The organism is Halomonas sp. AOP13-D3-9 (assembly GCF_052379125.1).
Lineage (GTDB): Bacteria > Pseudomonadota > Gammaproteobacteria > Pseudomonadales > Halomonadaceae > Vreelandella.
Genome location: NZ_JBQSYH010000007.1, coordinates 128,926 through 144,651 on the forward strand (window position 1 = coordinate 128,926; position 15,726 = coordinate 144,651).

The window sequence follows — 15,726 nt, forward strand, 5'->3', positions numbered from 1 at the left end:
TTTAATAGGAGCGTAGGATGAGTATGAATACCAAACATGATTCAGGGCCACTTTCCCCTGCGACAAACAACGCTCGAAATCGGTTTTCTCTGACGTTGCCGCAAATGCTTGCGCTAATGGGGCCTGCTTTTGTCGCTGGCGCTTGGCGTTTCGGACCCGGTGCGCTGACATCCGCTGTCCAGGCAGGCAGCCAATATGGCTACATGCTGCTTTGGGTAATTCTTGTGTCTGCAGTGCTAATGTTTGTGTTTAATGATATGGCCGTGCGAATGGGCCTTGCATCTGGTGACTCGGTGGTTCAAGTCACCAAGCAAAAACTTGGTCGCCCAATCGGTGTCATGGCTGGCTTCGGTGTTTTCTCTATCACTTTGATGTTTGCTGTAGGCAATGCCGTTGGCTCTGGTTTAGCGCTAAGCCTGCTTTTAGGAGGTTCGGTAGTAGGCTGGACGCTCGCTAGCACTGTAGCGGTAGGCTTATTAATAGCCATGCGGAATACTTATAAGGCGATGGAGCGCTTGTTGGTCGCTTTGATTGGGCTTATGTCTGTAGGTTTTTTAGCATCAACCATACTGAGTGACCCAGATTGGGCGGCTGCTGCGCAAGGTCTTATTCCTAAATTTCCTGCTGAGGCCAGCGTTCTTTTAATTGCTTTGATCGGTACAAATTTCTCCATTAACTCAGCTTTTTATACTGGCTATGCCATCCATGAAAGAAAGCTGAATAGGCAGCAGTACCGAGCTATTACGTTAATGGATACTCTCCCGGGGAATGTAGCAACCGCATTTATGGCGATGCTCATCATCATTGTAGCCTCAGCGGTACTTCACTCCACTGGTACTGTAGCTACGACTTTTCCACAGCTGGCAAGCGTATTGGAGCCACTGGCTGGAAAGGTGGGTGCGGTACTGTTCAGCCTTGGGTTCTTCGCAGCAGCCTTTTCATCAATGGCGGCAAATGCTTCTGCGGGAGGAACGCTATTAGCGGATGCGTTGGGCTGGAACAGCAGTTTATCCGGATGGAGAGTCAAGCTGCTTGTATATGGGGTGTTGGCTTGGGGAGCTACGGTTGCTGTGGTGGCGAAAGGTTCTCCCATTGAGCTAATTATCATCGCTCAAGCCCTAACCGTCCTAGTAGCACCTTTTTTGGGAATTATTCTCTTTCTTTTGACAAGACGTGAAGATGTGATGGGGGATCTAAAAAATGGCCCTCTACAAACCACGCTTGCTCTAGTGGGGTTGGTGACCATTTTCGCAATGTCTTCTCAGCTTGTCTTTAGGCTCCTGGGTTAAGTTGAAAATAAAAGTATTACAAATATAGAGATAAAGATATGAATAAGTTTTTGTTGTGGCGCAGAGTGTTTCCTTTCTTAGGCTATTCTTTTCTATTCGTTACTCCTTCTGTATTTGCAATTGATTATGATGTGAATGGAACCAACGTTTCTTTATACGGTTACGCTAAGCTTGATGTGATGTATGACATTGGCGACGTTAAGGCCGAGAATAGTAGTGGCATGGGCGATAGTGTGAACTTCTCTAAAATTGCTGTGGATGGCCAACCAAATACAAGTGGGCATTCGAATCTGCATGCTAATGAGTCACGCCTGGGTATCCGGACTACAACGCCGACAGAGAAAGGTGACTTGTTTACCAATATCGAGGGCGATTTTTTCTTCGGTAATCTCCGGCTGCGTCAGGCCTATGGCTCATGGAACGGTATTACGGCAGGACAAACGTGGAGCAATTTTCACACCTTTATAAGCACTACTCCTACTCTTGATTTTACTGGCCCCGCAGGTCGCGATGCATTCCTTCGACAAGCACAATTGCGGTATTCAGTAGATAATTTTCATGTTGCTATTGAGGATCCGAGTGGTGCCATGTCTGGCAACTCTTTTGACGGAGGCTACGATGCAGTGACTGGTGGTAGATCCATTGCTGGTACTGATGTTGATCGTAAAGATGGCTTGCCAGACATTACGCTTCGGTACGAATCATTGGCTGGCGCATTACGTTGGGCATCAGCTGCCATGATTCGAGAAGTGGCCTTTGACGATGGTGCAGCAAAGGACTCAAAGATCGGGTGGGGAGCTTTTGTCGCGGCTAATTACGCTCTTACGCCAAATACGACGTTGCGTGGTCAAATAACCGGCGGTGAGGGGATTGGGGCTTACATGAAAGTAAACCCGGCACCCTCAGCTTATCGAGCAGGCAACGAGCTAGAGACCATCTTTGCATGGGGGGGAACGATTGGCATTAGTCACGATATAGGCCCTGGTGCTTTCAACGTTTCATACTCACTTGTTAATGCAGATTGGGATAATGCCGAGCGCGATGGCGTTTCTCTTGTTAATACTGGTAGTTCAAGTGAGTTTATAAGCGCTTATGATGAAGAACGTGAACTTGTGCATATTAATTACCAATGGAGTCCTGGTCATAACGTAACCTACGGAATTGAGTTGGCTCATGCTGCACGGGATACGGTGGATGGCCGTAGTGGAAGTGTCGATCGTCTACAAGGGAGTGTTATCTATCGGTTTTAACCTGCGGCTTCGGCCTGAATAAAAAGTTGTAATTGATTATATGTCTATGGCTAGTTGTGCGTATAGTGATCTGAACCTTGCTGCATCGTAAGGTTGCTTTAAGCGTTAGTATTTTTGCTAACGCTTTTTTTAGTTAAGTGGGCTAGAAAAGTCTTTAAAAAGGAGCACTGCGTTGATATAAATATCTAACATCTACGCCAACAGAGTACACCTATGAAACATGGTGTTTTGTGCGAGTGGGCGAGCAGATAGATGAGATCATGGGGGAGCCTGGGCTTTTATTGTGTTGGGGGAGACAGCATCTCACTCAATAGCGTTTTCCTTGTCTGCTGTAGGGCGTTAATAATATGAACCATCTATTCGTACTCACCGGTGGCCCCGGTGGTGGCAAAACTGCTCTCCTTGATGCCCTAGCGGAGCGGGGCTATCGCGTTCTGAGTCTGCCCGTAGCATCATCAAAGAGCGGTTGGCGGCGGAGCTATCACCTCGGCCAGACCCGGTCGCTTTCGCTCAGGATATTCTGAAATCCGATATTGAAAAGTACCGAAGTGTCGCTGTTGGCGAGCAGGCCACGTTCTTTGATCGTGGGGTGCTGGATGCGCTGTACATGCTGAATGCGGAGAGTGCGTTGTCACGGTCGGACATCGCCAACTATGTTCAAATGTTCCCCTATAATCCCGTTGTCTTTCTTCTGCCGCCATGGGAAGACATTTACTCTATAGATTCAGAGCGTGATCAAACGTTCGAGGAGTCCCTCGAGGTATTCGAGGGGATGAAAAGCTGGTATTCGCAATGGGGTTACAAAACGCTGGAAGTGCCGCGTGGCACTATTGATGAGCGCGTGTCGTTTATTTTGCAGCGTTTAGAAAACCTTTAAATAGTCATTGTTAGCGGGCACTGTTTCGCGCTTAACGCTATAGTAGGAACATGAAGACAGTTTATCGAAGATAAACCCATCAAGACGCTCAAGCGCTGGTTCTGCTAATGGCGCAGCTTGGGTATAACACCAAGCGCCGCTTAAATATCGAACAAAACCGTTAACCAAGCGTGTCACGTGATTCCTTTTCCTCCGCGTAAACGGCACCGGCTGCACCAGCGATGCAACGCTATCGCTTGGTCTCAATACTTTTCCAGACCACCCCAACCAGCGCGATCGCCAGTATGGCGAACAGCACGGCGGCGCCCGTCGAATCCAGCACTTGCAGGGTCAGGCCTGACACGACCAGCCAGAGCGTTGGAATGATGACGGCGATCCAGAGGGCAAACCCCCGGAGCATGATAAGCACCAAGCCCAGCGTGGTCACCGCCGTGGGGTCGGCGTGTATGCCGAACACTTCCGCTTGGTACCAGGAACCGCCGCTTAGCGGCGCCATCAGCGGCATTAATATCAGGCCGAAGAGGGTGATAGCTATGCCCATAACGATGGATGGGCTTGTGCGGCGCGAGGCTTTATCCATTCCCCATCCCGTTTGCGCCATCACTACCAGCAGCACGGCCTGGGCGATAAAAGCGTAACCAACATAGCCCCCGGCCCAGTTAAGTTCTGCATAGCGCTGAATGAAAAACGCGACGGCGACAAAGGCCCAAAGCGGGGCGGGTAGCAGGCAGGCGAGTTGCGTGCGGTGTTTCAGCGCCAGTACCAGGGTGGCGGCGCCCAGCGCGAGGGTCAGCAGATGCAGCGGCCAGAAGGTTTCACCCATGCGCTCCAGCAGGCGAAAGTAAACCTCCGCGGTGAATGGAATAAAGTCCTGAAGTTGGTAGCTTGTCCACTCGTTCATAGCGACTCGATAGTGGCGGCCATCCGCTGCCGGGCATCGGCCGAAGGCATGGGGGCGTGGCCGGCGCGCATATTCTCGCGCATGTGCTCAACCTGGGTGGTGGCGGGGATCGCGCAGGTGATCGCCGGGTGGCTGACGATAAACTTCAGCAGAAAGTCCGCCCAGGTGTCGCAGCCGCATTCTTTCTTCGCCCATTCGGGCAGTGGCGCGTCACGGCGCTTGAGGTTTTTGATTAGGCTGCCACCATCGTAAGGCCGGTTGGCGATCACGCCGATGCCCCGTTCTTCTGCGAGGGGCAGTAGCCGGTTTTCGGCCTCGCGGTGGGCGATGTTGTAGGTCAGCTGAACGAAGTCGATGTCCTCTGATGTCATGATCTGCTCGATCTCGCTGTGTCGGCGTCCGTGGGAGGTGGTGATGCCGACATGGCGGATGGTGCCTTCGGCTTTCATCTCCTGCAGCGCGGCCAGGTGCTCGCGCCAGTCGGTTAGGTTGTGTACCTGTACCAGATCGAACTGCTCCACCTGCCAGCGGTCTTCAAGCTCGGCTACCTGCTCGCGGGCGGAACCACCGGCGGGGCTCCAGACCTTCTCTGCGGCAAACAGGCTTTCGGGCGTGCCCAACTGCTCCAAGGCATAGCCCATCACGTCCGGCGCCGAGCCATACATGGGCGAAGAGTCGATCAGGCCACCGCCATGTTCAAAGAATGCTTTGACCACCTCGGTACGCGCATCGAGCAACTGTGGGTCGCTGCCAACGTTGAAGGTGCGCCAGGTGCCCATGCCGATAACGGGTAGCTTTTTGTCAGTGCCCGCAAAAGCCTTCTGTTGCATCCCGCCCGCGTTGGCAAGAAGCGATGCGGTCGGGAGCGTCATGGCGGCGAGCGTGGCGCCGATGAGCGTAAGGCTTTGTCTGCGCGTGATGCGATGCTTGATGTGAGGCTTCATAGCGGTCGCTCCTTCAGGTTTTTCTGAATCGGCACCGTGGCAGCCAACACCAGCACAAAGCATGTCAGCACAAATACCTTATTCACAAACCAGTTGGTGCGCCAGATCGACCACTCTGGGTCGGCTAGAAAACGGGCGAACAGGGTACAGATGATGAGGATTTCAATGACGGGCATGCCTACCGCCAATGCACGCGTATAGCGAGGCCGTTCGAGTAGCGCCCAGCCTAGCCAGACGTGGGCCACTGGCCAAAGATCCCAATAGATATACCGCGCCCAATGCTCCCCGTATGCCAACGCATAGCCAACGGGAAACAGGTATTTGATGAACAGCGTCCACGCCGCGAGGATAAACAATAGGTGGGCGAGAAAGCTGATCCAGGGGGTTGGTTTTGGGGCGGGCAGGGACATGACATCGCTCCAGTGCTGGGCTGTTAATGGCTCGGACTCACACCATCTTCAAAGTCTGCTTGCGCGTTGGCTGAGGATAGGTGGCATCGATCTGTGCCAGATCATCTTCATCGAGTCTGACGTTATCTGCATCAAAGTTCTGTTTGAGGTGATCCAGATTCACGGCTTTAGGAATAGCAATCACCCCCGGGTGGCGCAGTGCCCAGGCGAGGGCGACTTGCGCAGTGGTGGCGCGGTGCTTGTCGGCGATGCGTTGCAGGGCGGCGTCATGCAATAGCGCCCCGCCTTGCCCGATCGGGCAGTAGGCCATGAGCGGCATTTTTTGTTGTGCTTGCCAGGGCAGCAGGTCGTATTCAATGCCCCGTGCTTCGGGATTGTAGAGCACCTGATTGGTGGCGCAAGCTGGCGCGTCGAGCTCTGCCAAGTCGTCAAGGTCAAAGTTCGACACGCCCCAGCCTAGAATCTTGCCCTGCTCGCGCAGCCGCTCAAACGCTTCCACTGTTTCGCTCAATGGATACTGGCCGCGCCAGTGCAGCAGGTACAGATCGATAGTGTCGGTGCCCAATCGTCGCAGGCTGCGCTCGCAGGCGGCTTGAACACCCTGGGTGCTGGCGTTGTGCGGGTAGACCTTACTGACCAGGTACACCTCATCGCGCCGACCGTGGATAGCTTGGCCAACGACCTCTTCAGCACCGCCCTCGGCATACATCTCTGCGGTATCGATCAGGGTCATGCCCAGATCCAGACCTTCACGCAGCGCCCTGACCTCAGCCTGCCGCTGGCCGACATTCTCGCCCATATGCCAGGTGCCCTGGCCTATGCGGGGTACGCTTTCTCCGCCTAGTTCGATCGTCTGCATAGTCTCTTCCCGGTTGTGATGCTGTTCCGACTCATGTTCATTAAATGCAGTAACCACCCGAAGGAGTATAAGCTACCAATCAACCAACACGGCAATCCATCGGACGCTCCTTGAGTATGCTCAACGAGCGACATAATGTTGAGAATCTTATTGAGCGAGGAAATTGAAATGACGCATAGAAAGCAAGCGGTCGTTCTTATTCACGGTTTGTTTGGCTCTTTGCACGATCCGAAAATATTGGCAGAGTTCGATCAAGTAGAGGTGCATGCGCCTGACTTGATTGGCTACGGCGCGCTTTCCCAGCAAGAAACAGCAGGCATCGATTTACTCGCTCAAGCGGAACACGTTGCTAAGTACATTTTAGACGCCGGAATTGAACAGGCTCACATCGTAGGACACTCGGTAGGAGGCGCAATTGCAGTTTTGCTGGCCGATCGTTTTCCAGAGCTAGTGGCGTCTTTAATCAGCGTGGAAGGAAACCTCACTATTAAAGACGCTTTCTGGTCTGCCGAATTGGCCTCTATGCCGATAGAGAAAGTTGAAGAAATAGTGGCCGGTTATAGGCACGCGCCATCTGATTGGTTCGCGAGCGCCGGCGTGCCTATTACGGAATGGACGTCGCGTTTAGCTACCTCCTGGCTTTCCAATCAGCCAGCGACGACCATAAAAGCGCAAGCCAAAGCGGTAGTCGAAGCGACGAAGCCGAGTACGTATCTCCAAACCCTCTCTCGCCTTATCGATTCTGGCCTTGCCGTCAGTTTAATTGCTGGCTCTCGATCGCCTGATGGTTGGGACGTACCCGATTGGTTAACTCGGACATGCACGATGCGAATCAACATTGCGGACACAGGGCATCTAATGATGGCGGAGAGTCCGGCTCGATTTTCGAGTGCTGTTCAAACGTGTGTCGCGTACAACAGGCCATAACGTAGTGTCTTAAACTACTGCGCCTTCTTACTATGCGGTTATTTTTACTAGTTACCGCACCGAAGGTGACAGCAGATATGGCGGCCCGCATGACACCATAACCTTGGATAAAAAAATGAGAGTTCATGATGTTCGAAGATGGTTCGCTAAACCGCTCCTGGCGCTGGGTGGCGATTGGGGCCACGTTACTCATGGCCAGCTACATATGGATGTGGCATCCCCCTGAAGTCCTTAACCTGCGGCGTTGGGTTGGCGAGGCCCCGTATCATCCTCTGGTGGTTATCTCGGTGATCATGATAATGGCGGTGACGTTGGGGGTTGGCCTGCCGGGCGGTATCGGGCTGTGGCTGATTGCGCCTTTTTATACGCCATTGGCGGCGACACCGATGCTGATTGTCGGTAGCGTAGCGGGGGCGCTCGGTGCGTACTATCTGTCCTATCGTTTCAGCGACCGCTGGACGCCCACTGGGCGGGCCTATTCGGTGTTGGTACAGTTGGAAAAACGCAGCGATTTTTTAACGCAGTGTGCCTTGCGTGTACTGCCGGGTTTTCCTCACGCGATAATCAATTTTGCCGGTGGCCTGTTGCGTTTGCCGTTGATGACCTTCGTGATGGCGGCCCTCATCGGCCTGGGGATGAAGTGGGCCGTTTACGCCAGCGCTATTTACGGAACACTGGAAGCGGTGGAAAAAGAGAAGGCTATCGGCCCAAGTGTGATCCTACCATTAATTGCGCTAACGATGCTGTTTCTCGCCGGGGCTTGGGTCAGACGAAAAATAATGCCCGGTGACTATTCACCCTAGCAGGCACGCGAGCCTAACTCGAGCTACGTGCCTGAGGGCATGAGCAACGTTTGTGATAGCCGTTTGGATAATGCGCGGTTGGCGCGTTTGGTCTGGCGCCATGCATAGCGCTTTTGGGTAGGTTGACTACGCTATTATATCGAAGCTGGTTAGTGAGAGTCTCTAAGATGCCATCCAACAAGTCTTCTTTACCGCCGGTCGCCTCCCTTGAAGAATGGGAGGCGGCTCTCAGTCAGTTGCTCATTAAAGAAAAAGAACACACCAGGGCACGTGATGCTTTGAGCGCTGAACGGCGCAAGCTGCCCATGGTGAAAATGGAAAAGCTTTATGTCTTCCAGGGCGATGAGGGCAGTGTGTCCTTCCTTGACTTGTTCGCTGGGAGACGTCAACTGATTGTTTACCATTTTATGTTTGCCCCCGATTGGAAGGCGGGGTGTGATGGGTGCTCGTGGGTGGCCGATGCCATGACGCACCCGGCGCACCTCCATGCACGTGACACTTCGCTGGTCATGGTGTCACGCGCTCCGCTAGAGAAAATCAATCAATATAAGACGCGCATGGGTTGGGCGATTCCCTGGTACTCCTCTTACGGAAGCGACTTCAACGAGGATGTCGGCGCAACGACAGAGGAGGGCGAAAAGCATGGCGCGAGTGTCTTCCTCCGCGATGGAAACGACATTTATCGCACCTACTTTACCGGTGCCCGTGGCGTCGAATATTTAGGTAGCCACTGGACATACCTGGATTTGACGCCGTTTGGTCGCCAGGAAACCTGGGAGGACTCACCGGAAGGTTGGCCACAGACGAAGCCGTATGTGTGGAACCGCCGCCACGACGAGTATGGCGGCTGAAACTCATATGTGAGCTAAACAACCATTGAAGTGAGGCGTTTTTTTGCAGATTGTGCATGCGTTTCAAAGGCCGTTCTGCTTCAGTCTGATCACCTCGGTTTGCAATCTTATAAGGAACCGAAAAAGCTAAGCCTTAAAAAGCTCTTCAACCAAAAAATCAATAAATACCCGTAGTTTGGGGGCCAAGTGTTTGCTGGAGGGCCATAGCATGCGAAATGTTCCTTGATGCTCGATATGCTCATTCAGGACAGTAACCAGCTCTCCCTTACTGATAGCTTCTCTCACCATAAAGTCCGGTAGGCACGCGATGCCCAGTCCTGCACGGGCCACTGCGATTAACGCTTCAGAGGTGTTGCACACCATGGCTGTATTTAGCGTGGGAGTTGTTTCGTTGCCAACTGCCCGAAGCGGCCAAGCCTCATATTTACCGGTACTGGGAAACTTGTGCTGCAAACAAGCATGATCGACCAAGTCAGCGGGTGTTTGTGGGTGACCGCGCTGGGATAGATACTCCGGTGAGGCCACAAGCACCAGGCTATAGTTCCCAAGTGGGCGTGACATCAAACGAGAATCTGCTGGCTCTCCGGTGCGAATAACGGCATCGAACCCTTCCTCGATTACATCTACCATCCGGTCTGAAAAATCCACATCTAGCTCGATCAAAGGATAACGATGCATAAAGGAAGTCAGCACTGGCATCACAAGCTGCCCAACGAGTGGAAAACTCACCCGAAGTTTGCCCTTGGGCTCCGTATGTATCTCTGACAACTCCAGTTCTGCTGCTTCCACCTCGCTTAATATACGACGGCAGCGCTCAAGAAAGAGTACTCCCTCCGCCGTCAACGTGATACTGCGAGTGCTTCGATGAAGTAAACGAACACCCAGGCGAGTTTCTAGTCGGGCTACGCTTTTTCCTACTGCTGAAGAAGACACGCCCAGGTTTCGCCCAGCTGCAGAGAAGCTACGGGTTTCAGCCGCCTGTACGAAGTACTCAATGCCGCTTAATACATCCATATTTTTCCATTAAGGAATTTTGTTCCGATATATTCGGAAAATTAGCATTATTCTCCTAAATACTCAATATGCCTAATGTGAGTGCCTATTCTCACATGCGGTAGGTAAGCGTGCTTTAGCACCTGAATCTTCGCTTTAGACGGGGCAATAATGATGTCTACATCGGAAATGAGTAACTTAGATCGGGAGAGAAGCGAAACCGAACAATCGGATCGACTGCCCATTACGGCTTTGCTCGCACTTGCATTAGCGGGTTTCGTGACTATCTTGACCGAGGCTTTGCCAGCGGGCCTGTTGCCCCAGATCGGAGCAGGACTGGAGGTTTCAGAATCTCTTGCTGGCCAGCTTGTCACCCTCTATGCCATCGGCTCCTTAGTAGCCGCTATTCCATTGATGGCAGCCACGCAGGGGGTGCGGCGTAGGCCCTTATTGCTGGCCGCTATCGTGGGCTTTGCTATCGCCAATACGATCACGACGCTTTCAACGAGCTATATCTTGACGATGATGGCCCGATTTCTCGCTGGTGTAGCAGCAGGCCTATTGTGGGCTCTATTGGCAGGCTATGCCGCTCGAATGGTGCCAGAGCATTTAAAAGGGCGCGCTATTGCTATTGCGATGGTGGGAACACCATTGGCACTCTCTTTGGGTGTCCCGGCTGGCACGTTTCTAGGCACACTGATGGGGTGGCGCGCTTGCTTTGGAATAATGACGCTTATGGCGCTGATCCTGATCGTGTGGGTTCATACAAAGGTGCCTGACTTCGCGGGTCAATCCGTTGGTAAGCGGCTAACGCTTAGGCAGGTATTCACCCTTCCAGGTATTCGTCCGGTGCTATTTGTAGTACTGGCCTTCGTGCTCGCGCATAACATCCTTTACACCTATATCGCTCCTTTTTTGGCTGATGCTAATCTGGCTGAGCGAACCGATCTGGTCTTGCTGGTATTCGGTATTGCTGCGTTGGTCGGCATTTGGGTCATTGGCGTGTTGATTGATCGCTATCTTCGTGTAATGACGCTCGCCAGCACCTCCCTGTTCGGGGTAGCGGCACTGATGCTTGGTATCGCAGGTGATATGCCTGTTGCCATTTATGTAGCTGTCGGCGCCTGGGGACTCGCATTTGGGGGAGCTGCCACGCTGTTCCAAACAGCTCTCGCCAAGGCGGCTGGAGAAGCGGCAGACGTTGCGCAATCGATGCTGGTTACTGTCTGGAACTTGGCTATCGCTGGCGGTGGTGTCATCGGCGGCGTGCTTTTGGATCGCTTTGGTGCTGGTGCTTTCCCGCCCGCGCTCTTGGTGTTACTGACGGCAACTCTGTTGGCTGTCTGGGCCGCTCGAAAGCATGGTTTTCCAGTTTCGTAGCGTTAAACAGGACGACCGCTGGGTGAAAACTTTTTGATAGGCAAGATTGGTGAAAAGCACTGGTCGGCTCACATCGATGGATCCATCTCGATCTAGATGCAATTGACACTTACTGATCTTCCCGCCGCAACGCCCAGACAGGATGTTCAGCGAGCCGCTCTCCCAGAAACGCCACAAACGCCCGCACCCGAGGTGGCACCAACTGGCGCTGGGGCATCACCGCGTAGATGCTGGTTTCCGTTAACCGGTAATCCGGCAATACCACGCTCAATTGACCGCTGTGCAGGTATTCGTGGATGTGCCACACCGAGTGCTGTGCGATGCCCAAGCCGCCGAGTACCCCTTCGGTGAGCATTTCTCCCTGATTGCTGCGTATGCGGCCGCCTACCTGTACCGCCTCGCTTTGCCCTTGTTTGTCGGTGAGATGCCAGATGTCCTGCCGACGCCGATTGCTGGAAAGTACCAGGCATTGGTGATCGACCAGGTCGCTGGGGCGTTGCGGGGTGCCGTGGCGGGCCAAGTAGCCGGGAGAGGCGCACAGTACCCGCTCGTCGTCGGCCAAGCGCCGGGCCACCAGGCTGGAGTCTTCCAGAATGCCGATGCGAATGCCCAGGTCATAGCCCTCGCCGACCAGGTCGACCACCTGATCCGTCAGGCTGACATCCAGGTTCAAGCGGGGGTAGCGGTTAAGGAACTCGGGTAACAGCGGTGAAATGTACTGACGCCCGAAGGAGTGGGGCAGAGTAACTCTCAGGGTGCCGGTGACGTTGTCGGCGCCGCTGCGTAGATCCTGGGTGAGTGCTTCCAGCCCCTCCACTAGATCGCGGCCCTGTTCCGCCAGTGCCAGCCCCTCGGGGGTGGGGTGAAGGCGTCGGGTTGTGCGATGCAGTAGTCGTACATTGAGGCCCTTTTCCAACCGCTGCAGACGTTGGCTGGCCACGGCCACCGAGAGGTCAAGGCTGCGGGCGGCGGCGCTGATCGTACCCAGATCCACCACGCGAAGAAAGAGAGCGATGTCGCTTAGACGATCCATGATGGTCTCATTATCAATAAAATATTGAAAGTCATTAAAGATCCTAAAGGTATCAAGGAGGGTGATGCAGGTCTAGCATTCGCCTCATCATTCCCTGATGGACGTTTTGATGATGACTTCAACCTCTTCGCGCCCGATCCCCTGGGCGCTCTACGCTTTGACCATTGGTGCCTTCGGCATCGGCACCACCGAGTTCGTGATCATGGGGGTGCTGGAGCAAGTGGCCGCCGATCTGGATGTGAGCATCCGCCAAGCGGGCCTGCTGATCTCCGGATATGCCCTGGGTGTGTTCGTGGGCGCGCCGTTGCTCACCATTGCCAGTGCCCGCTGGCCTCGCAAGAAGGTGCTGGTGGCGTTGATGGTTATTTTTACCCTCGGCAACCTGGCCTGCGCGCTGGCTCCGAACTACTCGATGCTGATGGTTGCCCGGGTGGTGACCTCCCTAGCACACGGCACTTTTTTCGGCGTCGGTTCGGTGGTCGCCACTGGCCTGGTGGCGCCGGACAAACGGGCCAGTGCCATCGCCACGATGTTCACTGGTCTGACCGTGGCAACGCTACTGGGGGTGCCCGCTGGCGCCTGGTTGGGGCACGAATATGGCTGGCGCACCACCTTCTGGGCAATTACCGGCGTTGGGGTACTGGCAACCCTGGTGATCGCCCTCATGGTGCCTCGCAACAGCGGTGACGGAGAGGTATTGGGTTGGCAAAAGAGTCTGGCGTCGATCGGTCGACCCACGGTGTTGCTGGGGTTGCTGATGACAGCGCTTGGCATCGCCGGGGTGTTCACCGTGTTTACCTACATCCAGCCGATGCTGACCGGCATCGCCGGTTTCTCCCAGGATGCGGTGTCGCTGATTCTGCTGGTATTCGGCGTTGGCATGATCGTCGGTAACCTGCTCGGCGGGCGTCTCGCGGATCGGGGGCTGGCACCGGCCCTGATTATCACATTGGCAGTGCTGGCGGCGGTGCTGGGTCTGTTTCCTTTTGCGCTCGGCTATCAGTGGACAACGGTGGTCTTCGTCGGCCTGCTGGGCATGGCCGGTTTCGCTACGGTGGCGCCCTTGCAACTGTGGGTACTTAACCGGGCGGAAGGCGCGGCCAGCCTGGCGTCCAGCTTCAATATCGGTGCGTTCAATCTGGGCAATGCCATTGGTGCGGGCTTGGGCGGTGTGGTGATTGAGCGCAGCGGCAGCTTTACCGCCGTGCCTGGCGCCGCCGCACTGGTTGCTCTTACCGGACTGGCGGTGGCCGTTTGGGCCATCAAACGTGAGCATGGCGAGTCCCTTCGGCCCGCCCCGGCAATTTCCTGCGAACAGGAGTGAGTGTGATGGAATATCGTTATCTAGGGCGGTCTGGTTTCAAGGTGCCTGCATTGGGTTTCGGGGCCGGCACCTTCGGTGGCAAGGGGCCGCTGTTCAGTGCCTGGGGCAATACCGATGTTGAGCAAGCGAAGCGGCTGATCGATATATGTCTGGACGCTGGGGTCAATCTGTTCGACTCCGCAGATGTTTATTCCGATGGTGCATCGGAAGCGATCCTTGGTGCGGCGATCAAAGGCCGTCGTGACCGGGTGATCGTGTCCACGAAACTGTCACTACGCAGCGGGGATGACGCCAATGACGTGGGCAGCTCTCGACACCACTTGATCCGCGCCACCGAGCGCGCACTAAAAAGGCTGGGAACCGATTATATCGATGTGCTGCAACTGCATCACTTCGATGCCATGACCCCGGTGGAGGAGGTGATGTCCGCACTGGATGATCTGGTGCGGGCTGGTAAGGTTCGCTACTTAGGGGCATCCAACTTCTCTGGTTGGCAGTTGATGAAGTCCCAGAGCGTTGCCGAGCGTTATGGCTATGTGCGCTTCGTGGCGAACCAGACGTATTACTCCCTGGTGGGCAGGGATTACGAGTGGGAGCTGATGCCGTTGGGGCAGGATCAAGGCCTGGGTGCTCTGGTGTGGAGCCCGCTGGGCTGGGGCCGCCTAACCGGTAAGATTCGTCGCGGCCAACCACTGCCCGCCGGGAGCCGTCTTCACGAGACCGAAGGATTCGCGCCACCTGTGCCGAATGAAAGACTGTACCGGGTACTGGACGTGCTATTCGAGATCGCTGACGAAGTCGGCAAGAGCGTGCCCCAGGTAGCGATTAACTGGTTGCTGCGCCGTCCGACGGTGTCATCGGTTTTGATAGGTGCCCGGGACGAAAACCAGTTACGGCAGAATCTCGGTGCGGTTGGCTGGCGCCTTGATGAGTCTCAGGTTGCACGATTAGATGTGGCGAGCGTGGTAACTCCGCCTTACCCCTATTATCCCTATTGGAACGGCCAGTTTACCGAGCGTAATCCACCCCTGGTATGACGGTGTTGATGTATAGGCTGCATTACAGCCTCGTTAGCTGTGATGGCTCCATCGATACTATAGTGCCACTATTAGTCTGACTCAGGGTGAGCCCATGAAAGTTGAGCTTGTTACCAACCTCAAGCGCCAAGCCACAAAGATTCTGGCAGACCTGCATGCGTCAAAGTAGTCGGTACTGATCACAGAGTATGGTCAGCCATCCGCCTATCTTGTCGATGTGCAGGACTACGAGTTTATGCAGCGACGGCTTGAGCTGCTTGAGGGGCTCTCACTGGGTGAGCGTGTTGTACTTGAAGGAAGAACGGTCAACCAAAGTGAGACCAGGGAGAAAATGAGTAAATGGCTGACGTAATCTGGACGGAGCCCGCCCTCCAGGAACTAGACGCCATCGATGAGTACATTGCTCTGGATAATCCTGCCGCCGTAAGCCATTTGGTCAGAGAAGTTTTCGATAAAATCGAGGGTTTGGACGATTTTCCCCAATCCGGGCGAGTTCCTCCGGAGCTCCCTAATTCGGTATACAGGGAAGTCGTAGTTCACCATGTCGCATTTTTTATCGTGAAGATGGGAGTCGGGTTCTTGCTCTCTATATCATGCGAGAGGAGCAGCAGCTTCGCGCGTACATGCTTGGGAGCATCTAGCTAGGCGCGTCACTCGAATGCCTCCGCTTCGATACGTCAAAGTCACCGTTGCGCTTTGGCGTTATAAATGAAGGGGCAACTATGTACCTAAAAAATCATTTTGAGTTGCTGGCTGACTACATCAGTGGATGAATTCAAAGTTTCAAACAGGCGAAGACGTTGGGGTTACCGAGCCATTCGTTCAGATTCCTGAAGAAACTTATGTAT

The 15,726-nt window shown here is 54.3% G+C and carries 15 protein-coding genes and 2 pseudogenes; 11 read left to right on the plus strand and 6 right to left on the minus strand.

Annotated elements, in window-relative coordinates; genetic code table 11:
• The first annotated feature begins 17 nt into the window (after window positions 1-17).
• The 3 genes and pseudogenes from ACT3UM_RS09595 (at window position 18) to ACT3UM_RS09605 (ending at window position 3,416) form a co-directional block, all read left to right on the plus strand.
• Window positions 18-1,289 (plus strand): Nramp family divalent metal transporter, encoded by a 1,272-nt coding sequence (locus tag ACT3UM_RS09595; protein WP_498898219.1) that lies wholly within the window; start codon window positions 18-20, stop codon window positions 1,287-1,289.
• Window positions 1,290-1,327: 38 nt separating this feature from the next.
• Window positions 1,328-2,539 (plus strand): DcaP family trimeric outer membrane transporter, encoded by a 1,212-nt coding sequence (locus tag ACT3UM_RS09600; RefSeq protein WP_498898221.1) that lies wholly within the window; start codon window positions 1,328-1,330, stop codon window positions 2,537-2,539.
• 347 nt (window positions 2,540-2,886) lie between these two features.
• Window positions 2,887-3,416, plus strand: a pseudogene (locus ACT3UM_RS09605) (AAA family ATPase).
• Between the two features lie 229 nt (window positions 3,417-3,645).
• On the opposite strand, the gene ACT3UM_RS09610 reads toward ACT3UM_RS09605, so the two are convergent.
• The 4 genes from ACT3UM_RS09610 to ACT3UM_RS09625 all read right to left on the minus strand — a co-directional run bounded on the left by ACT3UM_RS09610 (window position 3,646) and on the right by ACT3UM_RS09625 (window position 6,530).
• Entirely contained in the window at window positions 3,646-4,317 is a 672-nt protein-coding gene (locus tag ACT3UM_RS09610; RefSeq protein ID WP_498898223.1) for a DUF6064 family protein, read from the minus strand.
• Window positions 4,314-5,189 carry an aldo/keto reductase gene (locus ACT3UM_RS09615; protein WP_498898225.1) on the minus strand — a complete coding sequence of 292 codons (876 nt, stop codon included), beginning with the start codon at window positions 5,187-5,189 and terminating at the stop codon, window positions 4,314-4,316. Before ACT3UM_RS09615 ends, ACT3UM_RS09610 begins: the two co-directional genes overlap by 4 nt.
• A gap of 68 nt (window positions 5,190-5,257) precedes the next feature.
• On the minus strand, window positions 5,258-5,671 hold the full coding sequence (locus ACT3UM_RS09620; RefSeq protein WP_498898227.1) for a hypothetical protein: 414 nt from the start codon (window positions 5,669-5,671) through the stop codon (window positions 5,258-5,260).
• Window positions 5,672-5,708: 37 nt separating this feature from the next.
• Entirely contained in the window at window positions 5,709-6,530 is an 822-nt protein-coding gene (locus ACT3UM_RS09625; RefSeq protein WP_498898229.1) for an aldo/keto reductase, read from the minus strand.
• A 135-nt stretch (window positions 6,531-6,665) separates the two neighbouring features.
• On the opposite strand from ACT3UM_RS09625, the gene ACT3UM_RS09630 reads away from it, so the two are divergent.
• The 3 genes from ACT3UM_RS09630 (at window position 6,666) to ACT3UM_RS09640 (ending at window position 9,111) form a co-directional block, all read left to right on the plus strand.
• Window positions 6,666-7,457, plus strand: coding sequence for an alpha/beta hydrolase (locus tag ACT3UM_RS09630; protein ID WP_498898231.1), 792 nt, complete (start codon window positions 6,666-6,668; stop codon window positions 7,455-7,457).
• Between the two features lie 125 nt (window positions 7,458-7,582).
• Entirely contained in the window at window positions 7,583-8,260 is a 678-nt protein-coding gene (locus ACT3UM_RS09635; protein ID WP_498898233.1) for a TVP38/TMEM64 family protein, read from the plus strand.
• A gap of 167 nt (window positions 8,261-8,427) precedes the next feature.
• A complete protein-coding gene (locus ACT3UM_RS09640; protein ID WP_498898235.1) occupies window positions 8,428-9,111 on the plus strand; it encodes a DUF899 domain-containing protein in 684 nt (227 codons plus the stop codon).
• A 126-nt stretch (window positions 9,112-9,237) separates the two neighbouring features.
• On the opposite strand, the gene ACT3UM_RS09645 is transcribed toward ACT3UM_RS09640, so the two are convergent.
• Entirely contained in the window at window positions 9,238-10,125 is an 888-nt protein-coding gene (locus ACT3UM_RS09645) for a LysR family transcriptional regulator (RefSeq protein ID WP_230804514.1), read from the minus strand.
• Window positions 10,126-10,275: 150 nt separating this feature from the next.
• Between ACT3UM_RS09645 and ACT3UM_RS09650 the strand changes: the two genes are divergently transcribed.
• Window positions 10,276-11,484, plus strand: a complete 1,209-nt coding sequence (locus ACT3UM_RS09650) for an MFS transporter (RefSeq protein ID WP_230804513.1) — start codon at window positions 10,276-10,278, stop codon at window positions 11,482-11,484.
• 109 nt (window positions 11,485-11,593) lie between these two features.
• On the opposite strand, the gene ACT3UM_RS09655 is transcribed toward ACT3UM_RS09650, so the two are convergent.
• Entirely contained in the window at window positions 11,594-12,517 is a 924-nt protein-coding gene (locus tag ACT3UM_RS09655) for a LysR family transcriptional regulator (protein WP_230804512.1), read from the minus strand.
• A 109-nt stretch (window positions 12,518-12,626) separates the two neighbouring features.
• Here ACT3UM_RS09655 and ACT3UM_RS09660 point away from each other — a divergent pair, with 109 nt between their 5' ends.
• From ACT3UM_RS09660 to ACT3UM_RS09675, 4 genes and pseudogenes are all read left to right on the plus strand, one after another.
• Window positions 12,627-13,841: an MFS transporter gene (locus tag ACT3UM_RS09660; RefSeq protein ID WP_498898239.1), complete on the plus strand. Its 1,215-nt coding sequence runs from the start codon at window positions 12,627-12,629 to the stop codon at window positions 13,839-13,841.
• Between the two features lie 5 nt (window positions 13,842-13,846).
• Window positions 13,847-14,878, plus strand: coding sequence for an aldo/keto reductase (locus ACT3UM_RS09665; protein WP_498898241.1), 1,032 nt, complete (start codon window positions 13,847-13,849; stop codon window positions 14,876-14,878).
• A gap of 94 nt (window positions 14,879-14,972) precedes the next feature.
• Window positions 14,973-15,230 (plus strand): annotated as a pseudogene (locus tag ACT3UM_RS09670) (type II toxin-antitoxin system Phd/YefM family antitoxin).
• A complete protein-coding gene (locus tag ACT3UM_RS09675) occupies window positions 15,218-15,523 on the plus strand; it encodes a type II toxin-antitoxin system RelE/ParE family toxin (protein WP_498898243.1) in 306 nt (101 codons plus the stop codon). Before ACT3UM_RS09670 ends, ACT3UM_RS09675 begins: the two are co-directional and overlap by 13 nt.
• Window positions 15,524-15,726: the final 203 nt, after the last annotated feature.